Raw genomic sequence first — 19,148 nt, 5'->3', positions numbered from 1 at the left:
AAAGATTATGCTGACTATTGCCGTTTCTAAAGGACGTATTTACGAAGATGCCCTGCCCCTGTTAGAGGAAGCAGGCATCACCCCCATTGACGACCCTAAAAAAAGCCGGAAGTTGATTTTAAAAACAACCCGGGATGACGTAGAACTCGTCATCATTCGAGCTACCGATGTTCCGACATTTGTCGAATACGGTGCCGCCGACATGGGGATTGCCGGCAAAGATGTGCTTCTAGAGCATGGTTCGGACAATCTTTATGAGCCCTTGGATCTTGGCATTGCAGGCTGTCGCCTGATGACGGCAGCGCCGGTCGATGCCCCTGAAATTTCGGGCCGTGTCCGAGTCGCAACCAAATATGTCAAAACCGCACAACGCTATTTTGCAGATCGCGGCATCCAGGCCGATATCATCAAATTGTATGGTTCTATGGAACTTGCACCACTAGTCGGGCTGGCTGACTATATTGTCGACCTAGTCGATACAGGCAACACCTTAAAGGCGAATGGCTTAGAGCCTCGCGATTTAATTATCAACATCACATCCCGCCTGGTCATCAACAAAGCGGCGATGAAAATGAAACATCAAGCCATTCAAGCTTTGCTTGACCAATTCGAAACGACTTTAGCCAATAGGTAACGGTATGAACACGCTGAAAATACGACGACTCGATTTTGCCGATAGCGATTTTTTCAACCAATTAGACCAACGCCTGGCGTTTGATCAGGCAGACGACCTAGAAATCCATCAGCGTGTTCTAGAAATTATTGGTAAGGTTCGCCAACACGGCGATGCCAGCGTGATTGAATTAACCAATCAATTCGATCACCGCCAGATTAAAAAAGCGGCTGAACTCGAATTGCCCAAAACCGTATTGCAAAACGCTTGGGATAATTTATCAGCTAATCAAGCCGAATCTTTGCAAATTGCAGCCAACCGAATTCGTGCCTATGCTGAAGAACAAAAACTCGAATCCTGGCAATACGTAGAAGATGACGGCACCGTTTTAGGTCAAAAAATCAGCCCGCTCGACAAGGTCGGCCTGTATGTGCCTGGCGGTAAAGCCTCCTATCCGTCGTCGGTTTTGATGAATGCAATTCCAGCTAAAGTTGCTGGCGTCAAAGAACTCGTTATGGTTGTGCCAACTCCAAACGATGAAACCAACCCGATGGTTTTAGCCGCCGCCTATATTGCCGGTGTCGATCGCGTATTTACAATTGGTGGCGCCCAGGCCATCGCTGCCTTAGCCTACGGCACTAAAACCATCCCGGCTGTCGATAAAATCGTCGGCCCGGGCAATATCTACGTCGCTACCGCCAAAAAACTGGTTTTCGGTAAAGTTGGGATTGATATGATCGCAGGCCCGTCTGAAATTCTAGTGGTCTGCGATGGTCAAACATCAGCAGACTGGATTGCAATGGATTTATTCTCACAAGCCGAACACGATGAAGATGCACAGGCTATTTTAATCAGCCCAGACCACGATTTTCTAGATCAGGTCGAAGCTAGCATCAATAAACTATTGCCAGAAATGGAACGTGCCGATATTATCCGCAGCTCGCTGACAAATCGCGGCGCCTTCATCAAAGTTGCAGGCCTCGATCAAGCCGCCGACGTGGTCAACCATATTGCTCCGGAACATCTAGAGCTTTCTGTCGAAAACCCGGAAGATCTATGTCAAAAAATCCAGCATGCGGGTGCTATTTTCATGGGTCGTTATACAGCCGAGGCCTTAGGCGATTATTGTGCAGGCCCTAATCATGTTCTGCCAACGTCTGGCACGGCGCGTTTTTCATCGCCTTTAGGGGTTTACGACTTTCAAAAACGCAGCAGCCTGATTAACTGCTCTCCAAAAAGCGCGAGTCGCTTAGGCGAAATTGCCTCAATTCTAGCGCGTAGCGAAGGTCTAACGGCTCATGCCCGTTCGGCCGAATACAGGATTAAATAACTGATGTTACGCAGACATAACTTGTATGATGAATTTACAGCCGAGTTAACCCTAACCATGTAGGGGCAATTCATAAATTGCCCTACGTAATGATGCTCTGTTCTATGTTCCAATTAATATCAGACTGTAGGATGGATAGAAGGCGATAGCTAAAAAACCCATCATTTACTCTGATATTGTTTTGATGGGTTTCGCTTACCGCTCTACCCAGCCTACGGATTAAGTCTTTCCGGGACATACCCACACATTAAAATGACCATGACTCACCTTGTTCAATCCTTATTCCGACCGCAACTTAAAGCCATGCAGGCCTATAAAGTGGCCGATGCCCATAATCTGATCAAATTGGATGCCATGGAAAACCCTTACAGCTGGCCAGACGCCATCAAACAAGAATGGCTGGTACAGTTACAAGATTGTGCCATCAATCGTTATCCTGACCCTGCTGCCACCTCATTGACCTGCAGCCTGCGGGAAACCAACCGGGTTCCGGTGCAGGCGGATATTTTACTGGGCAATGGTTCAGATGAGATTATTCAGATTTTATTGATGGCGCTAAAACAAAATTCGTGCATCATGGCACCCGAGCCGGGGTTTGTCATGTATAAACAGGTTGCACTCAGCTTGGGACTAAACTACCTTGGCATTCCGTTACAGGCCGATTTCAGTCTGGATATGCCAGCCATGCTTGACACCATTAAAACGCAACAGCCTGCCATCATTTTTCTGGCCTACCCCAACAACCCAACCGGTAATTTATTTGCTGAGCAGGATATTTTCGATATCATCGAAGCTAGCGAAGGGCTGGTCATTGTCGATGAGGCTTACGCCCCATTTACCGACGCTAGCTTTATGCCGCAGTTACCTGAATTCAATAACCTTCTGGTTATGCGCACGGTTTCAAAACTGGGCCTGGCAGGGCTCCGTCTGGGTTTTTTGGCCGGAAATAGCGATATTATTACCGAGCTGAATAAAATCAGACTCCCTTACAATATTAACAGCCTGACTCAACTCACCGCGGAATTCGCTCTGAACCGAATTGATTTTTTGATTGAACAAACACAACAAATCCGTCAGCAACGGCAATGGCTATTTGACACCCTTAAACAAATTGACGGCCTGAGCGTTTACCCATCTGAAGCCAATTTTATTTTATTCAAAAGTAATACGGTTGAGGCGGACACTGTTTTTCAATCACTCAAGCGATGCGGTATTCTAATCAAAAATCTCTCCCCTCAAGGCGGCTTACTCGACCAATGTTTGCGCGTTACAGTTGGAAAAACACATGAAAATGAGCTTTTCATTCAGCACTTGACTCAAATTTTGCATCCCTGATTCTTACCGCTTTCTTTTTATTTGCACCTATCTTGTGCAAAAAATGTAGCTTTGCACCTAATCTTGTCGCTATTTGCTACATGGCGGTTCATCCCCTTATCGACAAATAAAAAAATATAAATTCTCACTTCAATAAACCTAACGAGTACGGTATATTGAGCGGGATTAATTAAAAAAGACGCGTCGATAGTGCGTCAAAAAATAAAACACAGGAGCGTTACCCATGACTAACGAAGGCGTCAATAAATCAAAACGCCAGTTTCTAACCTCGGCACTTACCGTGGTTGGAGCAGTCGGTACTGGTTTTATCGCAGTACCTTTCCTTTCGCAAATGCAACCGAGCGCTAAAGCCATGGCGGCCGGCGCCCCCGTCGATGTTGACCTGACCAAAATGGAACCAGGCCAACTGATTCGCGTTGCCTGGCGCGGCAAACCAGTCTGGGTGTTAAACCGAACACCCGATGTTCTTGAAACCCTGACGACACTCACCGACAAGCTGGCTGATCCACTGTCCAATGAATCGCTTCAGCCTGATTATTGTAAAAATGAATTCCGTGCCATCAAACCCGAGATTTTTCTGGCGGTTGGCTTGTGTACGCATTTAGGCTGCTCGCCAACCTTCCGTCCGGAAATTGCTCCGCCTGACTTAGGTGATGACTGGAAAGGAGGCTTTTTCTGTCCCTGCCACGGCTCATGGTTCGATCTGGCGGGTCGTGTTTATAAAGGCGTTCCTGCGCCCACCAACCTAGAAATTCCTCCCCATAAATATGTCAAGGATACACTCATCACGGTCGGCGAAGATAACGAGGAGGCTAGCGCATGAAGAATAAAATAGGTCAATGCACAGACTGGTTTCTGTGTCGTTTCCCACTGGTTAAATTGTGGAACGAACATATGGCGCACTATTATGCGCCCAAAAACTTTAATATTTGGTACTTCTTTGGTTCCCTGGCCCTGTTTGTGCTGGTCAATCAATTCATTACCGGCATCTTACTGACCATGAACTACAAACCGGATGCCGAGCTGGCATTCGACTCGGTTGAATACATCATGCGCGATGTCAACTGGGGCTGGCTGGTGCGCTATATGCACTCGACCGGCGCCTCGGCGTTTTTTATCGTCGTTTATCTGCATATGTTCAGAGGGCTGATCTATGGCTCGTACAAACAACCCCGCGAACTGATCTGGATCTTCGGCATGTTGATTTTTGTTGCACTGATGGCTGAAGCCTTCATGGGCTATCTGTTGCCTTGGGGACAAATGTCATATTGGGGAGCGCAGGTTATCATTTCCTTGTTTAGTGCCATCCCGGTAATTGGTGACGATTTATCCTTATGGATTCGAGGCGACTACGTTATTTCGGACGCCACCTTAAACCGCTTTTTCGCATTCCATGTCATCGCTGTTCCTCTGGTACTGTTGATTTTAGTATTCCTGCATATTGTTGCCTTGCATGAAGTTGGCTCTAATAACCCGGATGGCATTGAAATCAAAGAATCCAAAGACCCGTTTGGCGTGCCTGTCGATGGTATTCCCTTCCACCCTTACTATACCGTTAAGGATATTGTTGGGATTGGCGTCTTTTTATTCTTTTTTGCTACCGTTATTTTCTATATGCCGGAAATGGGCGGTTACTTCCTGGAACACGCCAATTTTATCCCGGCCGACCCATTAAAAACACCTGAACATATTGCACCTGTCTGGTATTTCACACCGTTCTACGCTATTTTACGGGCCGTCCCCGATAAATTCGCCGGTGTGATCGCTATGGGCGGCGCCATTGTCGTCTTATTTCTACTGCCGTGGCTGGATCGCTGTAAAGTCAAATCCATCCGTTATCGTGGCGGTATTTATAAAAAAGCCGTTTTATTATTTATTATCAGCTTCATCGGTTTAGGCTATCTGGGTACACAGCCAGCAACACCGGGCGCGACCCTCGTCGCCAGAATATTGACTGTTATTTATTTTGGCTTTTTCCTGCTCATGCCGCTTTACACCCGTTGGGAAAAAACTAAACCCGTGCCCACACGGCTAACCCATCAACCTTCATTGGAAGAACGGGTTCCTGGCTGGATTGAGTTCTTCAATGAAATCTTTCCTCAAACGCCTGTTAAAGATAGCCATGGCAATACCGTCATGAAAAGAAGGCCGGATCGGACAGCAATGATTAATGCACTGATTCGATTTGCAAAAAAACTAAAAGAAAGCCTTGATTAACTATGAAAAAATTACTTTATATTTTGTTATTAGTCGTGCCTTTCAGTGTTTATTCTGCAGGGGCTGAAGTTGAGCTTGAAGATGCTGACATTGATTTGAGCGATGTTCAATCACTCGAACGGGGCGCAAAAAACTATGTGACCTATTGCTTAGGCTGTCACTCCGCCCAATACATTCGTTACAAGCGTATAGCGATTGACTTAGGCTTAGATGAAGATAAGGTGCTTAATGATATTGCACCATTAGGCGCCGGTATCTATGATCAGATGCATTCTGCAATGAACCCGAAAGATGCTTCGAAATGGTTTGGAACCACACCACCTGACTTATCCCTTATTGCACGCGTGCGTGGTGCCGATTGGCTGTACACCTACCTGAAAAGCTTCTATACCGATCCTTCCAGGCCTTATGGTGTCAACAACCGTGTTTTTGAAGATGTCGGCATGCCAAATGTTTTATGGCAATTACAAGGCGAACAAACCGCATCGATCAAGAAAATTGATGGCAAACCTGTTATTACCAAACTGATTCCAAAAGATAATGGCAAAATGTCGGAAAAAGAGTTCGACCGCTTTGTTAACGACTTGGTCAATTTCTTGGTTTATATCGGCGAGCCGGTACAGTTGGAAAGAAAATCCATGGGTAAATATGTTCTATTCTATATTTTGCTGTTTACCATTGTCGCCTATCTGTTAAAACGTGAATACTGGAAAGATATTCATTAAATCATACGAAGTTTGACACACAAAAGGCATCAAATTTCGGTTTGGTGCCTTTTTTATATTTATCATCGCCCCTCTTCTTAAATTATCGGATACAGTAATGGATTTTATACATGCTCTGATTTTAGGCATCGTCCAGGGAATCACCGAATTTTTGCCCATCTCCAGCTCTGCCCACCTTATTCTGACCCCGGTTTTCAGCGGCTGGAAAGATCAAGGCGTTGCTTTCGATCTGGCTGTCCATATCGGTACGCTATTGGCTGTAATACTTTATTTTCGCAAAGATGTCCTGATACTACTGAATGATGGTTTCCGCTCAGTGCAGCAACGCCAGCATGTTGGGCACAGCCGCCTAGCCTGGGCCGTTGTCATCGGTACCATTCCGACCGGCTTGTTTGGCCTGCTATTACTCGATATCATCGACACCCATTTACGTTCAGTACAGATTATTTTCGTCACGACCCTGGTTTTCGGCATATTACTGGGTGCAGCCGATGTGTTTGGTAAAAAACAACGTACTATTGATTCTATCACTTGGAAAGACGCCATACTGGTGGGCCTTGCGCAATCTATCGCCCTGATTCCTGGCACTTCACGTTCAGGTGCGACCATTACCGCCGGCTTGCTACTAGGCCTGGACCGGCAAGCCGCTTCACGCTTTTCTTTCCTGCTTGCCATTCCGATTACAGCTCTGGCCGCATCGGTTAAATTACTGGAAGTCGCCATTACCAATGCCCCCGTTGACTGGCTAGCCTTTTTAGTCGGCACCCTCACCTCATTCATTACCGCACTAACTGCGATTCATTACTTCTTAAAATGGTTAAACCAATTTGGCATGTGGCCTTATGTGATTTACCGGATTATTCTGGCCGGCGTAATTTATTTCTGGTTAATCAAGCCTGTGATAACCTAAACAATGATGAACTTAAAAAGATTGCTTATTTTTATGATCATTCCAGCGCTTTTAAGCTGCTCGCCGCCGGAGTCATTACAGCGTTTTGCTGGCCTGACACAAGGCACCTCATACCATATTTCATTCTGGAAACCGGGGGTTGATTCGACCGCATTAAAACAGCAGGTTGATCAGGAATTGGCACGACTGGATAAACTGCTCTCCAATTATCGCCCTGACTCGGTCATTGAACAATTCAACGCCTTTTCTAAAAGCGAACCGTTTGAAGTCGGCGAAGAATTCGTACAACTGGTGAAAAAAGCACAACAGGTGAGCAAAAAAACCGATGGCTGCTACGACATCACCAGCAAACCATTATTTTCGTTATGGGCATTCAATACCGATCATCCCGTAAAACCTGCGGACGACGCATTACAGCAAACCCAACAACGCATTGGTTATCAAAATCTGGAAATTGTCGATGCCACCCATTTACGCAAGCGCCTACCTCAACTTGAAATCGACATTGCTTCAATCGCTCAAGGCTACAGCGTTTACCGTATTGGTCAAATCCTGCTGCAAAACAAGATTGAAAATTATCTGGTCGAAATTGGCGGCGAATTGGAAACTCGTGGCCAGAAGCCAGGCAACAAGCCCTGGCGAGTCGCCATCGAGCGCCCCTTGCCTGGACAAACCCGGCTGCATAAAATCCTGACGATTAAACGCCACGATGCCGTCGCGGTGATGACATCAGGAACCTATCGCCATTTTTTCGATCAAAACGGCCAACGTTTCAGCCATATTCTGGATGCGCGTACCGGCCGCCCTGTTACCCATAATACGGTTTCTGTCACGCTGATTCATGACGATGCGACCATTGCTGATGCCTGGTCAACCGCGTTGCTCTGTGTCGGCGCTGAAAAAGGTCTGGCCATTGCAAACCAGATTGGTATTGCCGCTCTGTTTATCACTCAACATGATGGTGAGACATTGACTGAACAATCCAGTCAGCCTTGGCGCCAACTTTCCGACATCATCATTCAATAATGCTTAGACTGTTTAAAATTCATCATAATCTGATTCATAAATTAGACTGCGAATCTCCTGTTACCCCAGCCGATTTACAACAGGCCGACTGGATTGATGCCCAAGAGCCTGATGAGTGCGAACGCGATTTATTAGAACACCTGATTCGTGATGAGCTACCCGAATCCGATGATATGGAAGAAATCGAAACTTCGGCACGTTATTTTATCGATGAATCTGGCCTCCACCTACACAGCTTGTTTTTATCGCAAACCGAGGGTCGGCACGAGACTGAAACCGTTGCCTTCATCCTACAAAAAAAACGCTTAATTACAATACGAGAAGCCGATATTGCCGATTTCAGACTGTTCCGTATGCGAGCACGCCATAAAATGATTTCGTGCCAATCGGTCAGCGAATTGATGATCACCTTACTGGAACATAAAATAGAAAATCTGGCCGATATTGTTGAAGAACTACACAGTAAATTGGGTGATCTTAGTCAGGATGTCCTGGAAAATGAAAATACCGATTTACAAGCGGCTATCAGTCAACTGGCAAAACTGGAAAACAGTAATGGCAAGATTCGGCTGTGTTTAATGGACAGCATGCGGGAGTTATCCTTTCTGCAACGTCATTTAATAAAACAACCCGAGCTGTTGGAAATTTGCCGTAAAATCATGCGCGATATCGACAGCCTACAGTCACATACCGCTTTTTTATTTGAAAAAATCAACTTTCTGATGGATTCGATTCAAGGCTTTATCAATATTCGCCAAAATCAAATCATAAAAATATTTTCCATCGCCGCCGTTATTTTTCTCCCACCCACCGTGGTCGCCAGTATTTATGGCATGAATTTCGAATTCATGCCTGAACTGGATTGGAAATACGGTTATCCGACCGCCATTTTTATCATGATTCTATCGGCGATTGCGCCCTATTTGTTTTTTAAACATAAAGGCTGGCTGCAATAGTTAAAACCCACACATCACACGCTGGCCATGCTGCTTGAGCCAATGCCTGCATTCCTGATAATCGGGTATATGCTCGGCAACTAATTGCCAAAACGCTGCTGAATGGTTTTTATGGCGGATATGACACAGCTCATGCACCACAACATACGCCATCACCTGTGGCGGCGTCATAATCAACAAGCCATTGATATTCAGATTGTTTTTGGCAGAGCAACTGCCCCAACGAGCTTTTTGCTGTTTGATCCGAACCTGCTGCGGCCATAATTGCCGCTTTGGCGCGTAATGCTGAATATAGCGATCGGTTTCTTCCGCCGCCTGTTGGAACATCCATTGCCGCACGATGAGGCGGATCGTATCGCTGTATTGATCTTGCGCTCGAATGTTCAGCGTAAAGCCCTGCTCAGGCTTGAATGTCAAAATAGCTTGCCGTATTCGTTCTTGGGTTTGGATATGTAGCGGATAAAAATCCCCTTTGAAGGGAATCAGACAACCTTCTTCATAGCGTTCCGGTGCCAGTGGCTTAACCGCCTGCGTTTTATACTGAACTTTTTTCAAGGTCGCGCTGATCCAGTCCTTCTTTTCGGCGGCGAACGCATGTAACTGCCCTTCTGGCACGCCAGGCGGTGCGACTATTTCAACTTTGTCCGCTGAAACTACCAGCCGCACCCGTTTAGCCCGATTACTATAACGAATCTGATAACCGTCTTTTGCACTCATGTCCTTATGAATCCTGATTGATCATATGTGTTGCCAAGTCAGCCAGCGCATTACGTAGATGGTCTTTAAATTGTGGATGCATTTCAATATCGCCCAAGGCTTTATCCATACACAGCATCCATTGGTCGCGCTCGGCCTGACCGATTGAAAATGGAAAATGACGCCGCCGTAACATGGGATGACCAAATTCCTGTATATATAAGTCCGGCCCGCCCAACCAGCCCGATAAGAACTTGAATAACTTGTCTTTTGCATTATCAAGCTGATCGGCATGCATATGGCGAATCGGCTTTGCTTCAGGCAAGGTATCCATGTAGTGATAAAAACGATCGACCAAAAAGCGCAGCGTCGTTTCACCCCCTATCGCTTCGTAAGGTGTTAAAGTGTTTTCACTCATCCGTTGTCATCCCGTCTTAAAAATGTAAAGTCGTCCAGCAGCCTTTTTTGTAAGATTGCTCCGCACATAATCTTAATCGGCCTTGCCAATAACATAAGTTGTCGTATGGTACTACAATGGCAAGGCTGGGTTAAATTCGAGGCGGGCAGTTTTGAAAATACTTGATCCAGCTATTACAAAAATAATGAAACTCTTGTAAGATTATCAAGTCTTATCCGCATGTAAACACTTTAAAGGTAAAGCAATGAGAGTAAACACTGTAACATCACGATCCACACAAAGCGTCCTGGCGACCAACCGTGTGCTTAGAAACACCTATTTTCTATTGTCACTCACACTGTTATTCAGTGCGGCAATGGCAGGTGTTTCAATGATGCTAAATCTACCCCACCCCGGTATGCTGATTACCTTTGTCGGTTATTTTGGTTTGTTGTTTTTAACCACAAAATTCCGCAACAGCGCATTGGGTATCCTTTTTGTTTTCATGCTGACCGGCTTCATGGGCATGACCTTAGGGCCGATTATAAATATGTACCTCAATGCCTTCAGCAATGGCCATGAACTGGTTATGACCGCTTTAGGCGGTACCGGTGTCATCTTCTTAGGCTTGTCCGGCTATGCCCTGACATCGAAAAAAGATTTCAGTTTTATCGGTGGTTTTTTGATGATCGGTATTCTGGTCGCTTTTCTGGCCAGCTTAGGGGCATTATTTTTCAATATCCCGGCCTTGTCGCTGGCTGTTTCTGCCATGTTTATCCTACTGATGTCAGGTATGATTCTGTATGAAACCAGCGCCATTATTCATGGTGGTGAAACCAACTACATTATGGCAACTGTTTCGCTGTATGTTTCAATCTACAACCTGTTCCTGAGCTTATTACAGCTTTTGGGTGTATTTGCCGGTGAAGACTGATCTTTATGGCGTAAGCAAAAATCCGGCTTTATTGGCCGGATTTTTTTTATTGCTCACCAGCCTAATATCAGGCTGTCAAACGCCAAAACAACCCGAGCAAGTTACGGCCGCCTTCTGGCAAGCTATGATCAAGCATGACCTTGATCGAGCAAAGCGCTTTGTACGACAAGCTGACAGCGATACACTTACACCATTAGATCAGGATTTGTCTGGCGCACAAATATCAACGGGCAAAATAATCATCGAAAAACCCCATGCCCGGGTTGAAACCATCCTTCAATATAACGACAAAAAGAAAATTGTCACAACGTATCTGGTGTTTGAAAATCATGCCTGGAAAGTCGATGCCAGCCGAACCTTGCGTAGCTTTTCTGGTGATGTATTTGAGAATCTGTTAAAAAACCTGGACATTCTGGGCGAACAACTCAATCAGCAACTGGAACAAGAAATCATTCCACGGTTTCAACACGAAGCCGAATCTTTAGGTCAGCAACTGCAAAAACAACTTGAACAATTTAATCAAAACCTGAAAAAATTCTTACAGCCCAAACCGACTGAGCCTACACCTCTACCGCCAGATCAGCGCAAGATCTGACAACGCCTCACTCACACTGTTGTTTGGAGTGCGTTATTCGCTCAGTCTCCCCAAATAGTCCGTTATCCGACCGTGGGCATTTTTTATGTCTTTCCAATGCGCTAAATCTATTTCAATACAGACAACACCCGCTGTCGGAATCATCACATCTTCCTCGGTCAGCTCATAAACCAGTTCCTCTAAATCAGGATTATGACCCACGAGCATAACGGATGTTATTTCATCATCAAGCGCTTTTATTGTTTTCAGGTAGGCTTTACAGCCTGATAAATACAAATCTCGCTTAAGGACAAGATCGCCCGGATACACCATCGCGGTAATTGCTCTTTTTGCCGTCTTTTTAGCCCGTTTAGCCGCCGAACTTATCACAAGGTCAGGAATAAGCCCCTTTTTCTTTAATGATGTCCCGATCAATAATGCATCAGTCTTTCCTTTCGATGACAATGGCCGTTTAAAATCATTCTGATACGCAAGCCCCCTTTTAGCTTTCGCATGTCTTGCAATAATGAGTGTTCTTAGCATTTTAACCCCGTTCAGCCCCAACGCTGATCAATTCAATTATTTTTCGCCATTTTGCGATAATGCATCAATCACAGAGCAGCGATTATCTGCTTTAGCCCGACCGCAACCACTCACCATATCTTGCAACGCACCATGCAACGCTGTCAGGCTATTGATTTGTGCCTCAATCTGCTGCAACTTCTGCTCCGCAAGCTGCCTGACATCATCACAATGCCCACTATCCAAAAACAGCAATTCATTGATTTCTTTCAAGGTAAAACCTAGTTGCTGCGCCCGTTTAATAAAGTGTAAGCGCTGAACTGTTTGCTCTGAATAATGCCGATAGCCTTGCAGCGGTTTTACGGGCTCTTCGATCAGCCCTTTACGCTGATAATAGCGAATCGTTTCCAACGTAACGCCCGCCGCTTTAGCTAATTTGCCAATGGTATACGCCATATCATAAATACCTAAAAAACACTTGACTCTGTTCTATAGACCAGAGTTTACACTATATTTAAAATGAATAGGAGGAAAATGCTATGCCATCAAAACCACACGAAAAATCGGAAAATACCCGGGATAAATCCACCACCTGGCTGAGTGTCGGCGCCGTTCTTGCAGCCATCGGCGCATCGGCCTGCTGCGTCGGCCCGTTGTTACTGATGTCGTTAGGGATTGGAGGCGCCTGGATGAGCACCCTGACCTCGATGGAAAACATCCGGCCTTTTTTCTTTTTCTTGACCTTATTATTTATCTGGATGGGCTTTAACAAACTGTATCTTGATGAAGAGAGCTGTCAAGATGGCGCATCTTGCACATTGCCTGATATTCAGCGGCGCCAGCGTATTTTATTCTGGATTGGATCAATCGCTATTCTTTCACTGCTGGCTTTTCCCTGGTATGCCCCCTATTTCTTATAAGGAGTCACACACGATGTTTACAAAAAACACCCTTTTAATCTCAACCCTGTTAATCAGTTCAGCCCTGTTCACCAACGCCATAAGCGCCACCAGTCAAGTCACACAACAACTGAAAAGCGTCACGCTGGATGTTCAAAACATGACCTGCGCCATGTGTAAAATCACTATTCGCAAAGCGCTTGAAAAAGTCGCCGGTGTTAAAAATGCCACGGTCGATTTTAATAAAAAAACGGTCACGATTCAGTTTGAGCCCAAACGCACAAGCGTTCAAGAACTTATCAAGGCCACCACAAACGTGGGCTACCCGGCTTCCGTTCATACCAATAAAACACACTAAAAATGATACAGAAAACACTTAAAATCACCGGCATGACATGTTCAAGCTGTGCCAGCAGTATTGAAAAGGATTTGAATGCGCTCGCTGGCGTCAATATTAAGGTCAGTTACGATAATGGCCGCGCTGAACTCAATTTTCCGGCTTCAGACTATAGCCTCAAACAACTGATCGACATGATTCAGACACATGGCTATCAGGTTGAGGTGTTAGATGATACCGCAACACAATCAACCTCAAAAAACACATCCTGCTGCAACAGCAACAATGCTCAACAAAAAGCGCAACATATCGCCATCATCGGCACCGGCTCTGCCGCCTTTGCCTGTGCATTAAAAGCCGTTGAAAATGGCGCTGAAGTCACGTTGATTGAGAAAAAACCAATTATTGGTGGCACCTGTGTCAATATTGGCTGTGTTCCCTCCAAAATCATGATTCGAGCAGCGCATATTGCCCACCTGCAAAAAAACCACCCTTTCCCAGGCATCAAAAAACAAAAGCCTGTCATTAACCGTAAACTGTTATTACAACAGCAACAAGAGCGTGTTGATGAACTTCGTGCCGCAAAATATGAAAATATTCTGCAAAACAACCCGAATATCCGGCTAAAACAAGGCGAAGCCCGGTTTAAAGATGTACATACTCTGATTATCGAAAACGATGCCGGCCATGAGGAAATCACTGCTAATAAGATCCTGATTGCGACCGGCTCGGCCCCACATATTCCAAACATACCAGGCTTAGCCGAAACCCCTTACTGGACATCAACTGAAGCATTAGAATCACCCGAGATTCCAGAAACATTAGCCGTATTAGGTTCATCCATCGTAGCACTAGAACTTGCCCAAGCCTATCAAAGACTCGGCAGCCAGGTCATTGTGTTGGCCCGTCACACACTGATGTACCGCGAAGACCCTGAAATTGGCCAAGCACTAGAACAAGCCTTTAAACAAGAAGGCATGATTATTCTAAACCACACACAAACGGAATCCGTTCATTACCACAAGCATTTTATCCGCGGCGCCAAATTCGCCATCAAGACATCACACGGCGAGATACACAGTGACCGATTATTAGTAGCGACAGGACGAACGCCTAATACGGCAAATTTGAACCTACAACAAATCGGCGTCAAAACGGCCCAAAATGGCGCAATTTTGGTCAATAGCCGACTGCAAACTAATATCGCAGATATTTACGCTGCCGGCGATTGCTCAAACCTGCCACAATTTGTCTATGTCGCCGCTGCCGCCGGCACCCGTGCCGGTATCAATATGACAGGTGGCCATGCTGAAATCGACTTATCTACCATGCCTACCGTCATGTTCACCGACCCACAGATGGCTACGGCAGGACTCACCGAAGCCGAGGCCCAATACCAACGAATCGAAACCGAAAGCCGTGTCTTAACCTTAGATAACGTGCCCCGCGCCCTGGCTAATTTTGATAGTCGAGGCTTTATCAAACTGGTTATCAATAAACACACCCGACAATTGATCGGCACTCAAATTGTCGCTGCAGAGGCAGGAGAAATGATCCAGACAGCCGTTTTAGCGATACACAACAACATGACCGTCGAAGACCTAGCCGCTAAATTATTCCCTTATCTCACCATGGTAGAAGGCATAAAATTATGCGCTCAAACCTTCAACAAAAATGTCAAAGAACTGTCGTGTTGTGCGGGATAGAGAGATATAGTGCAGCCTCACTGAAGTCTTCTTCCTTTGTCATTTCGAAATAGACTGATTCTTATCCTCAGACCTCCTCGAGAATTCTTTTAGAATTTCATTTTATCGAAGGGAAATCTATCTTGATAAAAGAGGCATTAAATCTTTGATAGTGTCATTATTCTTACATGACGAGCACTATTCAGGTGTAGTCAGTTAAATCTAGGTCGTGTTTGCCGGTGAGAGGGACAAAGCTGACACTCAGAATGGTTTGAGTTTTGAGCTCTCCATCGTCTGTTTTTTCGATCACTTTCAATTCCTGATAGCCATACGGCAAACCAACCGGAATCACCAGTCTGCCACTGTTTTTCAATTGTTCGATCAATGCCGGAGGAATATAAGGTGCCGCCGCCGTCACGATAACGCCATCATAAGGCGCATGCTCTGGCCAACCGAAATAACCATCACCTGTACGAATCTCAACATTATCATAACCCAGTTTACTAAGCCGGCTGCGCGCCTTTTCAGCCAGGCTTTCGATGATTTCAATACTATAAACTTTTTGTACTAGCTGTGACAAAACGGCGGCCTGATAACCGGATCCGGTTCCAATTTCCAATATACGATCAGTCGGTCGGGTCTTCAGTAGATCAGTCATCAGAGCGACAATATAAGGCTGAGAAATAGTTTGCCCCGCACCGATAGGAATCGGACCATTCTCATATGCAAGATAAGTCAGGTCTTCAGGAACAAATGCATGCCTTGGAACCTGTCTCATTGCCGCGATGACTCGGGGATCTAAAGCCTCTTTACCGGTAAGGTGACGCGTCAATCTGGCCTCCTGTTCAATATCTTTAATCATGCGCTGCAATGCATTCATATGCTATTCTCCATTGTTACCAACCTAAATAAACTGAAGCCTTAAATAGTTCACCGGTATCTTCGACACATTTTAACTTGAATTCCCTCATAATTACTGGTATTTAACCATTCATTGCTTTATTGATGCCTACAAGAAAATTGCCAGTTAATATGAGAGCGTGGTTTCAATTATTCAAAAAGAGGCGAAACAATGAAAGCAATGGTTTTGAAAAAGATATGCAGTCTTCAAGAAAACTCAAACCCGCTGGAACTGACAGAGATTGATATTCCGGTTCCTGCTGCAGATGAAATTTTATTGAAAGTCTCAGCCTGCGGCGTCTGCCATACCGAGTTAGATGAAATCGAGGGGCGAACACCGCCACCACATTTACCGATAATTCCAGGACACCAGGTGATTGGCTGGGTTGAAGCAATTGGCCATAATGTACGTTCTTTTAAAACAGGTGACCGGGTTGGCGTTGCTTGGATTTATTTGGCGTGCGGAAGCTGTAAATTCTGTCTGTCCGGTCATGAAAATCTATGTTCTTCATTTCAAGCAACTGGGCGTGATGCAAATGGTGGCTACGCACAATTTATGGTTGTTGCCGCAGACTTTGCTTATCCTATTCCTGAGTTTTTCTCCGATGAAGAAGCGGCGCCCTTATTGTGTGCTGGCGCTATTGGTTATCGGTCCTTACATTTAACCGGCTTGCAGGATGGGCAGCGTCTTGGTCTGACGGGCTTTGGCGCATCAGGACATATCGTTTTAAAAATGGCCAAATATCTCTACCCGAACTCTGAAATTTATGTTTTTGCCCGTAATCAAAAAGAACGCGCATTTGCTCTGGAGCTGGGTGCTGTCTGGAGTGGCGAAACGACAGAGCGGGCACCGAACAAGCTGGAGTGTATTATTGACACCACGCCCGTATGGCCACCCATTATTGGGGCATTAGCTAATCTGGAGCCCGGTGGCCGATTGGTAATCAATGCCATTCGCAAGGAAGGCAGCAAAAACAGCTTGCTGGAACTGGATTATCCGCTGCATCTTTGGCAAGAGAAAGAAATTAAGAGTGTCGCAAACATTACCCGAAGTGACGTCAGCGAATTTCTGGCGCTTGCCACTGAAATGAAACTTAAACCCGAAATTCAAATATTCTCACTGGAACAGGCTAATACCGCATTGCTGGAATTAAAGACCGGAAAAATCCGCGGCGCCAAGGTCTTAAAAATAGATTAAAAATAAACCTGAAGCGCCGATCAACATCGCTGACACAGAAAGTTGAACTATCGATATTGGACTAAAACTGTTGGTGTGCTGAAAGATAGTTCAACAAAATTATCGGCTGCCCTGTTTAATCATTTCTTCCACTGTTGCATAGACACATTCACTCAACGCCTTTACATCGTAACCGCCTTCAAGAAAAAATAGTGTCGGCAGCGCATCGGCGGCATCTAATATCGCCCGAACAATAGCGCGTACACCTTCGGATGTCACCTCCAGCTGAGCTAAAGGATCGGCTTCATGGAGGTCGTAACCGGCGGAGACAAGAATAATATCGGGGCCAAAATCAGCCAGAATATGAGGTAGATTTTCGCTGTACACAGGAATCAATTCAGCATCACCACTGCCGGGTGGAAAGGGAAAATTGAATATTGTCCCCTTACCTTCACAGCGGCCACATTCATCCGACGAGCCCATTCCCGGGTAGGCAGGATACTGATGCGTCGAAAGGTAAAGCACCGAACCATCATCATAAAAAATATCCTGCGTACCATTGCCATGATGCACATCGAAATCAATGATGGCTACTTTTTCATAGCCAATCGATTGAGCATAACGGGCGGCAACGGCGATATTGTTGAAAAGGCAGAAACCCATTGACTGATTTCGTGTCGCATGATGCCCAGGCGGCCGAATGGCACAGAAAGCACGGCCAACCTGCCCTGCTTTTAACGCATCTAAACCTACAATTCCAGCCCCTGTCGCTATCAATGCCGCATCCCATGAACGGCGTACGCAAATGGTATCGGCATCTAGCGGTCGTTCCATGTCACAAGCAAAACGGACTGTTTCAATATGTTTGGGCGTATGGACTTGCAGCAGCAGCTTTTCCGGGACACAACTCGGTGGCAACAGCACCAGCTGGGATTTGAGGCTTGTCAGCGTTTGTTCAATCGCTCGTAGTCGTTCTGCTTTCTCTGGATGCCAAGGCCCAGTATCATGCTCAAGACAAACAGGATCGTAAAGATAGGCGACATTTTTTTTCATATCGATTGTTTTGATAAATCAATAATGACCGCTTTGCTCGTCATTCGGTGTTCAATAATCCACCCCGCTAAATCGAACCATTCAACGCCGCTATCGAGAATAGCGGCATCAGCGGTAACGACGACATTGGTGCAGGCCTTAAGGCGCGCATCAACTTTATCAGCGGTTTCCGCATGCATGGGAGCTTGCAAGCGTTGAGCCATTTCGTTGATCAATGTGGTAACACATCCACTGTTGGAAACCGGGCGATCAAAATACCATGTGGCCATTTCCACGCCAAGCGTCTTGATGGCCTTAGCTGCTAATGTTACCGCTTCTTCGGTTTCTATACGAAAAGTGTAATTACCATGAACATTGGCGATGTCACGATAGCAGCCGTCGATGGCATGAATCAGTATGCCGCCGCCTAACGCAGTTTCAAGCGTGATGAGTACATTAAAGCCATCAATGCAGAGTTTGCGCCCCTGTAGATCTTCAGGCCTTATGGGCGACCTGCGCGACTCGCACTCCCAAGCGGCGTGGATAAGAGCAAGGCGCTCGCGCGCCATTAGTTGATAGTGGTTTCCAACCAGTTCCGCGGCGGCTTTTTGCGCATAACCGCGACGCAGTAAATAAGTCAGATCATTTACCGCTTGGCGAAGTTTTTCGAGGCGTCCAGCTTCGAAAAATATTTTATCTTCAGGAGCCAAACCGCGATGTTTAAGCACTAGTCATCCCTCGCTCTATTGCGACTAAGAGAAAATCCGTATTTTTTTGCTAAAATTGCAGAACAGTCAAAACCTATTTTCTCGCAAACAATTAGTCACTGATGTTACGCAATCTGCATACTTTTGATACGCTATAGCAATACTCTGGCAAGCGT

20 protein-coding genes and 1 pseudogene are annotated in these 19,148 nt (G+C 45.7%); 14 read left to right on the top strand and 7 right to left on the bottom strand.

What is annotated here, in order from left to right:
* The first annotated feature begins 7 nt into the window (after positions 1-7).
* The 9 genes from hisG (at position 8) to corA (ending at position 9,112) form a co-directional block, all read left to right on the top strand.
* The gene (hisG, locus tag JEU20_RS07845; protein ID WP_198244771.1) at positions 8-634 is read left to right on the top strand and encodes an ATP phosphoribosyltransferase; all 627 of its coding nucleotides are present in this window, start codon (positions 8-10) and stop codon (positions 632-634) included.
* Between the two features lie 4 nt (positions 635-638).
* On the top strand, positions 639-1,943 hold the full coding sequence (gene hisD / locus JEU20_RS07840) for a histidinol dehydrogenase (protein WP_198244769.1): 1,305 nt from the start codon (positions 639-641) through the stop codon (positions 1,941-1,943).
* Between the two features lie 252 nt (positions 1,944-2,195).
* The gene (hisC, locus tag JEU20_RS07835) at positions 2,196-3,278 is read left to right on the top strand and encodes a histidinol-phosphate transaminase (RefSeq protein WP_198244767.1); all 1,083 of its coding nucleotides are present in this window, start codon (positions 2,196-2,198) and stop codon (positions 3,276-3,278) included.
* A 223-nt stretch (positions 3,279-3,501) separates the two neighbouring features.
* Positions 3,502-4,101, top strand: a complete 600-nt coding sequence (gene petA / locus JEU20_RS07830; RefSeq protein ID WP_198244765.1) for a ubiquinol-cytochrome c reductase iron-sulfur subunit — start codon at positions 3,502-3,504, stop codon at positions 4,099-4,101.
* Positions 4,098-5,495: a cytochrome b gene (locus JEU20_RS07825; RefSeq protein WP_198244763.1), complete on the top strand. Its 1,398-nt coding sequence runs from the start codon at positions 4,098-4,100 to the stop codon at positions 5,493-5,495. The genes petA and JEU20_RS07825 overlap by 4 nt, the downstream gene beginning before the upstream one ends.
* A gap of 2 nt (positions 5,496-5,497) precedes the next feature.
* Entirely contained in the window at positions 5,498-6,220 is a 723-nt protein-coding gene (locus JEU20_RS07820; RefSeq protein WP_198244761.1) for a cytochrome c1, read from the top strand.
* Between the two features lie 97 nt (positions 6,221-6,317).
* Positions 6,318-7,130: an undecaprenyl-diphosphate phosphatase gene (locus JEU20_RS07815; protein WP_198244759.1), complete on the top strand. Its 813-nt coding sequence runs from the start codon at positions 6,318-6,320 to the stop codon at positions 7,128-7,130.
* Positions 7,131-7,133: 3 nt separating this feature from the next.
* Positions 7,134-8,156, top strand: a complete 1,023-nt coding sequence (locus JEU20_RS07810; RefSeq protein WP_198244757.1) for an FAD:protein FMN transferase — start codon at positions 7,134-7,136, stop codon at positions 8,154-8,156.
* On the top strand, positions 8,156-9,112 hold the full coding sequence (corA, locus tag JEU20_RS07805) for a magnesium/cobalt transporter CorA (protein ID WP_198244755.1): 957 nt from the start codon (positions 8,156-8,158) through the stop codon (positions 9,110-9,112). Before JEU20_RS07810 ends, corA begins: the two co-directional genes overlap by 1 nt.
* On the opposite strand, the gene JEU20_RS07800 is transcribed toward corA, so the two are convergent.
* On the bottom strand, positions 9,113-9,829 hold the full coding sequence (locus JEU20_RS07800) for a M48 family metallopeptidase (RefSeq protein ID WP_198244753.1): 717 nt from the start codon (positions 9,827-9,829) through the stop codon (positions 9,113-9,115).
* Between the two features lie 4 nt (positions 9,830-9,833).
* Entirely contained in the window at positions 9,834-10,226 is a 393-nt protein-coding gene (locus JEU20_RS07795; protein ID WP_198244751.1) for a group II truncated hemoglobin, read from the bottom strand.
* Between the two features lie 244 nt (positions 10,227-10,470).
* Here JEU20_RS07795 and JEU20_RS07790 point away from each other — a divergent pair, with 244 nt between their 5' ends.
* Positions 10,471-11,139 (top strand): Bax inhibitor-1/YccA family protein, encoded by a 669-nt coding sequence (locus JEU20_RS07790; protein ID WP_198244749.1) that lies wholly within the window; start codon positions 10,471-10,473, stop codon positions 11,137-11,139.
* Positions 11,129-11,734, top strand: a complete 606-nt coding sequence (locus tag JEU20_RS07785; protein ID WP_198244747.1) for a hypothetical protein — start codon at positions 11,129-11,131, stop codon at positions 11,732-11,734. The genes JEU20_RS07790 and JEU20_RS07785 overlap by 11 nt, the downstream gene beginning before the upstream one ends.
* Positions 11,735-11,767: 33 nt before the next feature.
* Here the strand turns inward: JEU20_RS07785 and JEU20_RS07780 are convergent, their stop codons facing one another.
* Together JEU20_RS07780 and merR are read right to left on the bottom strand one after the other, a co-directional pair.
* Positions 11,768-12,277, bottom strand: coding sequence for a SixA phosphatase family protein (locus JEU20_RS07780; RefSeq protein ID WP_198244745.1), 510 nt, complete (start codon positions 12,275-12,277; stop codon positions 11,768-11,770).
* Between the two features lie 15 nt (positions 12,278-12,292).
* Entirely contained in the window at positions 12,293-12,691 is a 399-nt protein-coding gene (gene merR, locus JEU20_RS07775; protein WP_198244743.1) for a mercury resistance transcriptional regulator MerR, read from the bottom strand.
* 83 nt (positions 12,692-12,774) lie between these two features.
* Here merR and JEU20_RS15605 point away from each other — a divergent pair.
* Both JEU20_RS15605 and merA read left to right on the top strand, forming a co-directional pair.
* A pseudogene (locus JEU20_RS15605) lies at positions 12,775-13,492 on the top strand (mercuric transporter MerT family protein).
* 2 nt (positions 13,493-13,494) lie between these two features.
* Positions 13,495-15,177 (top strand): mercury(II) reductase, encoded by a 1,683-nt coding sequence (merA, locus tag JEU20_RS07760; RefSeq protein ID WP_198244737.1) that lies wholly within the window; start codon positions 13,495-13,497, stop codon positions 15,175-15,177.
* 181 nt (positions 15,178-15,358) lie between these two features.
* Here the strand turns inward: merA and JEU20_RS07755 are convergent, their stop codons facing one another.
* Positions 15,359-16,036: a protein-L-isoaspartate(D-aspartate) O-methyltransferase gene (locus JEU20_RS07755; protein ID WP_198244735.1), complete on the bottom strand. Its 678-nt coding sequence runs from the start codon at positions 16,034-16,036 to the stop codon at positions 15,359-15,361.
* 192 nt (positions 16,037-16,228) lie between these two features.
* On the opposite strand from JEU20_RS07755, the gene JEU20_RS07750 reads away from it, so the two are divergent.
* On the top strand, positions 16,229-17,254 hold the full coding sequence (locus JEU20_RS07750; RefSeq protein ID WP_198244733.1) for a zinc-dependent alcohol dehydrogenase family protein: 1,026 nt from the start codon (positions 16,229-16,231) through the stop codon (positions 17,252-17,254).
* Positions 17,255-17,353: 99 nt separating this feature from the next.
* Here JEU20_RS07750 and JEU20_RS07745 read toward each other — a convergent pair whose 3' ends face one another.
* Both JEU20_RS07745 and JEU20_RS07740 read right to left on the bottom strand, forming a co-directional pair.
* Entirely contained in the window at positions 17,354-18,286 is a 933-nt protein-coding gene (locus JEU20_RS07745) for a histone deacetylase family protein (protein ID WP_198244731.1), read from the bottom strand.
* Positions 18,283-18,993 carry a DUF434 domain-containing protein gene (locus tag JEU20_RS07740; RefSeq protein ID WP_198244729.1) on the bottom strand — a complete coding sequence of 237 codons (711 nt, stop codon included), beginning with the start codon at positions 18,991-18,993 and terminating at the stop codon, positions 18,283-18,285. The genes JEU20_RS07745 and JEU20_RS07740 overlap by 4 nt, the downstream gene beginning before the upstream one ends.
* Positions 18,994-19,148 lie beyond the last annotated feature (155 nt).

The organism is methane-oxidizing endosymbiont of Gigantopelta aegis (assembly GCF_016097405.1).
Lineage (GTDB): Bacteria > Pseudomonadota > Gammaproteobacteria > Methylococcales > Methylomonadaceae > Methylomarinum.
The sequence above is the reverse complement of the archived record's forward strand: the minus strand, read 5'-3'. Positions and strand labels throughout refer to the sequence as shown.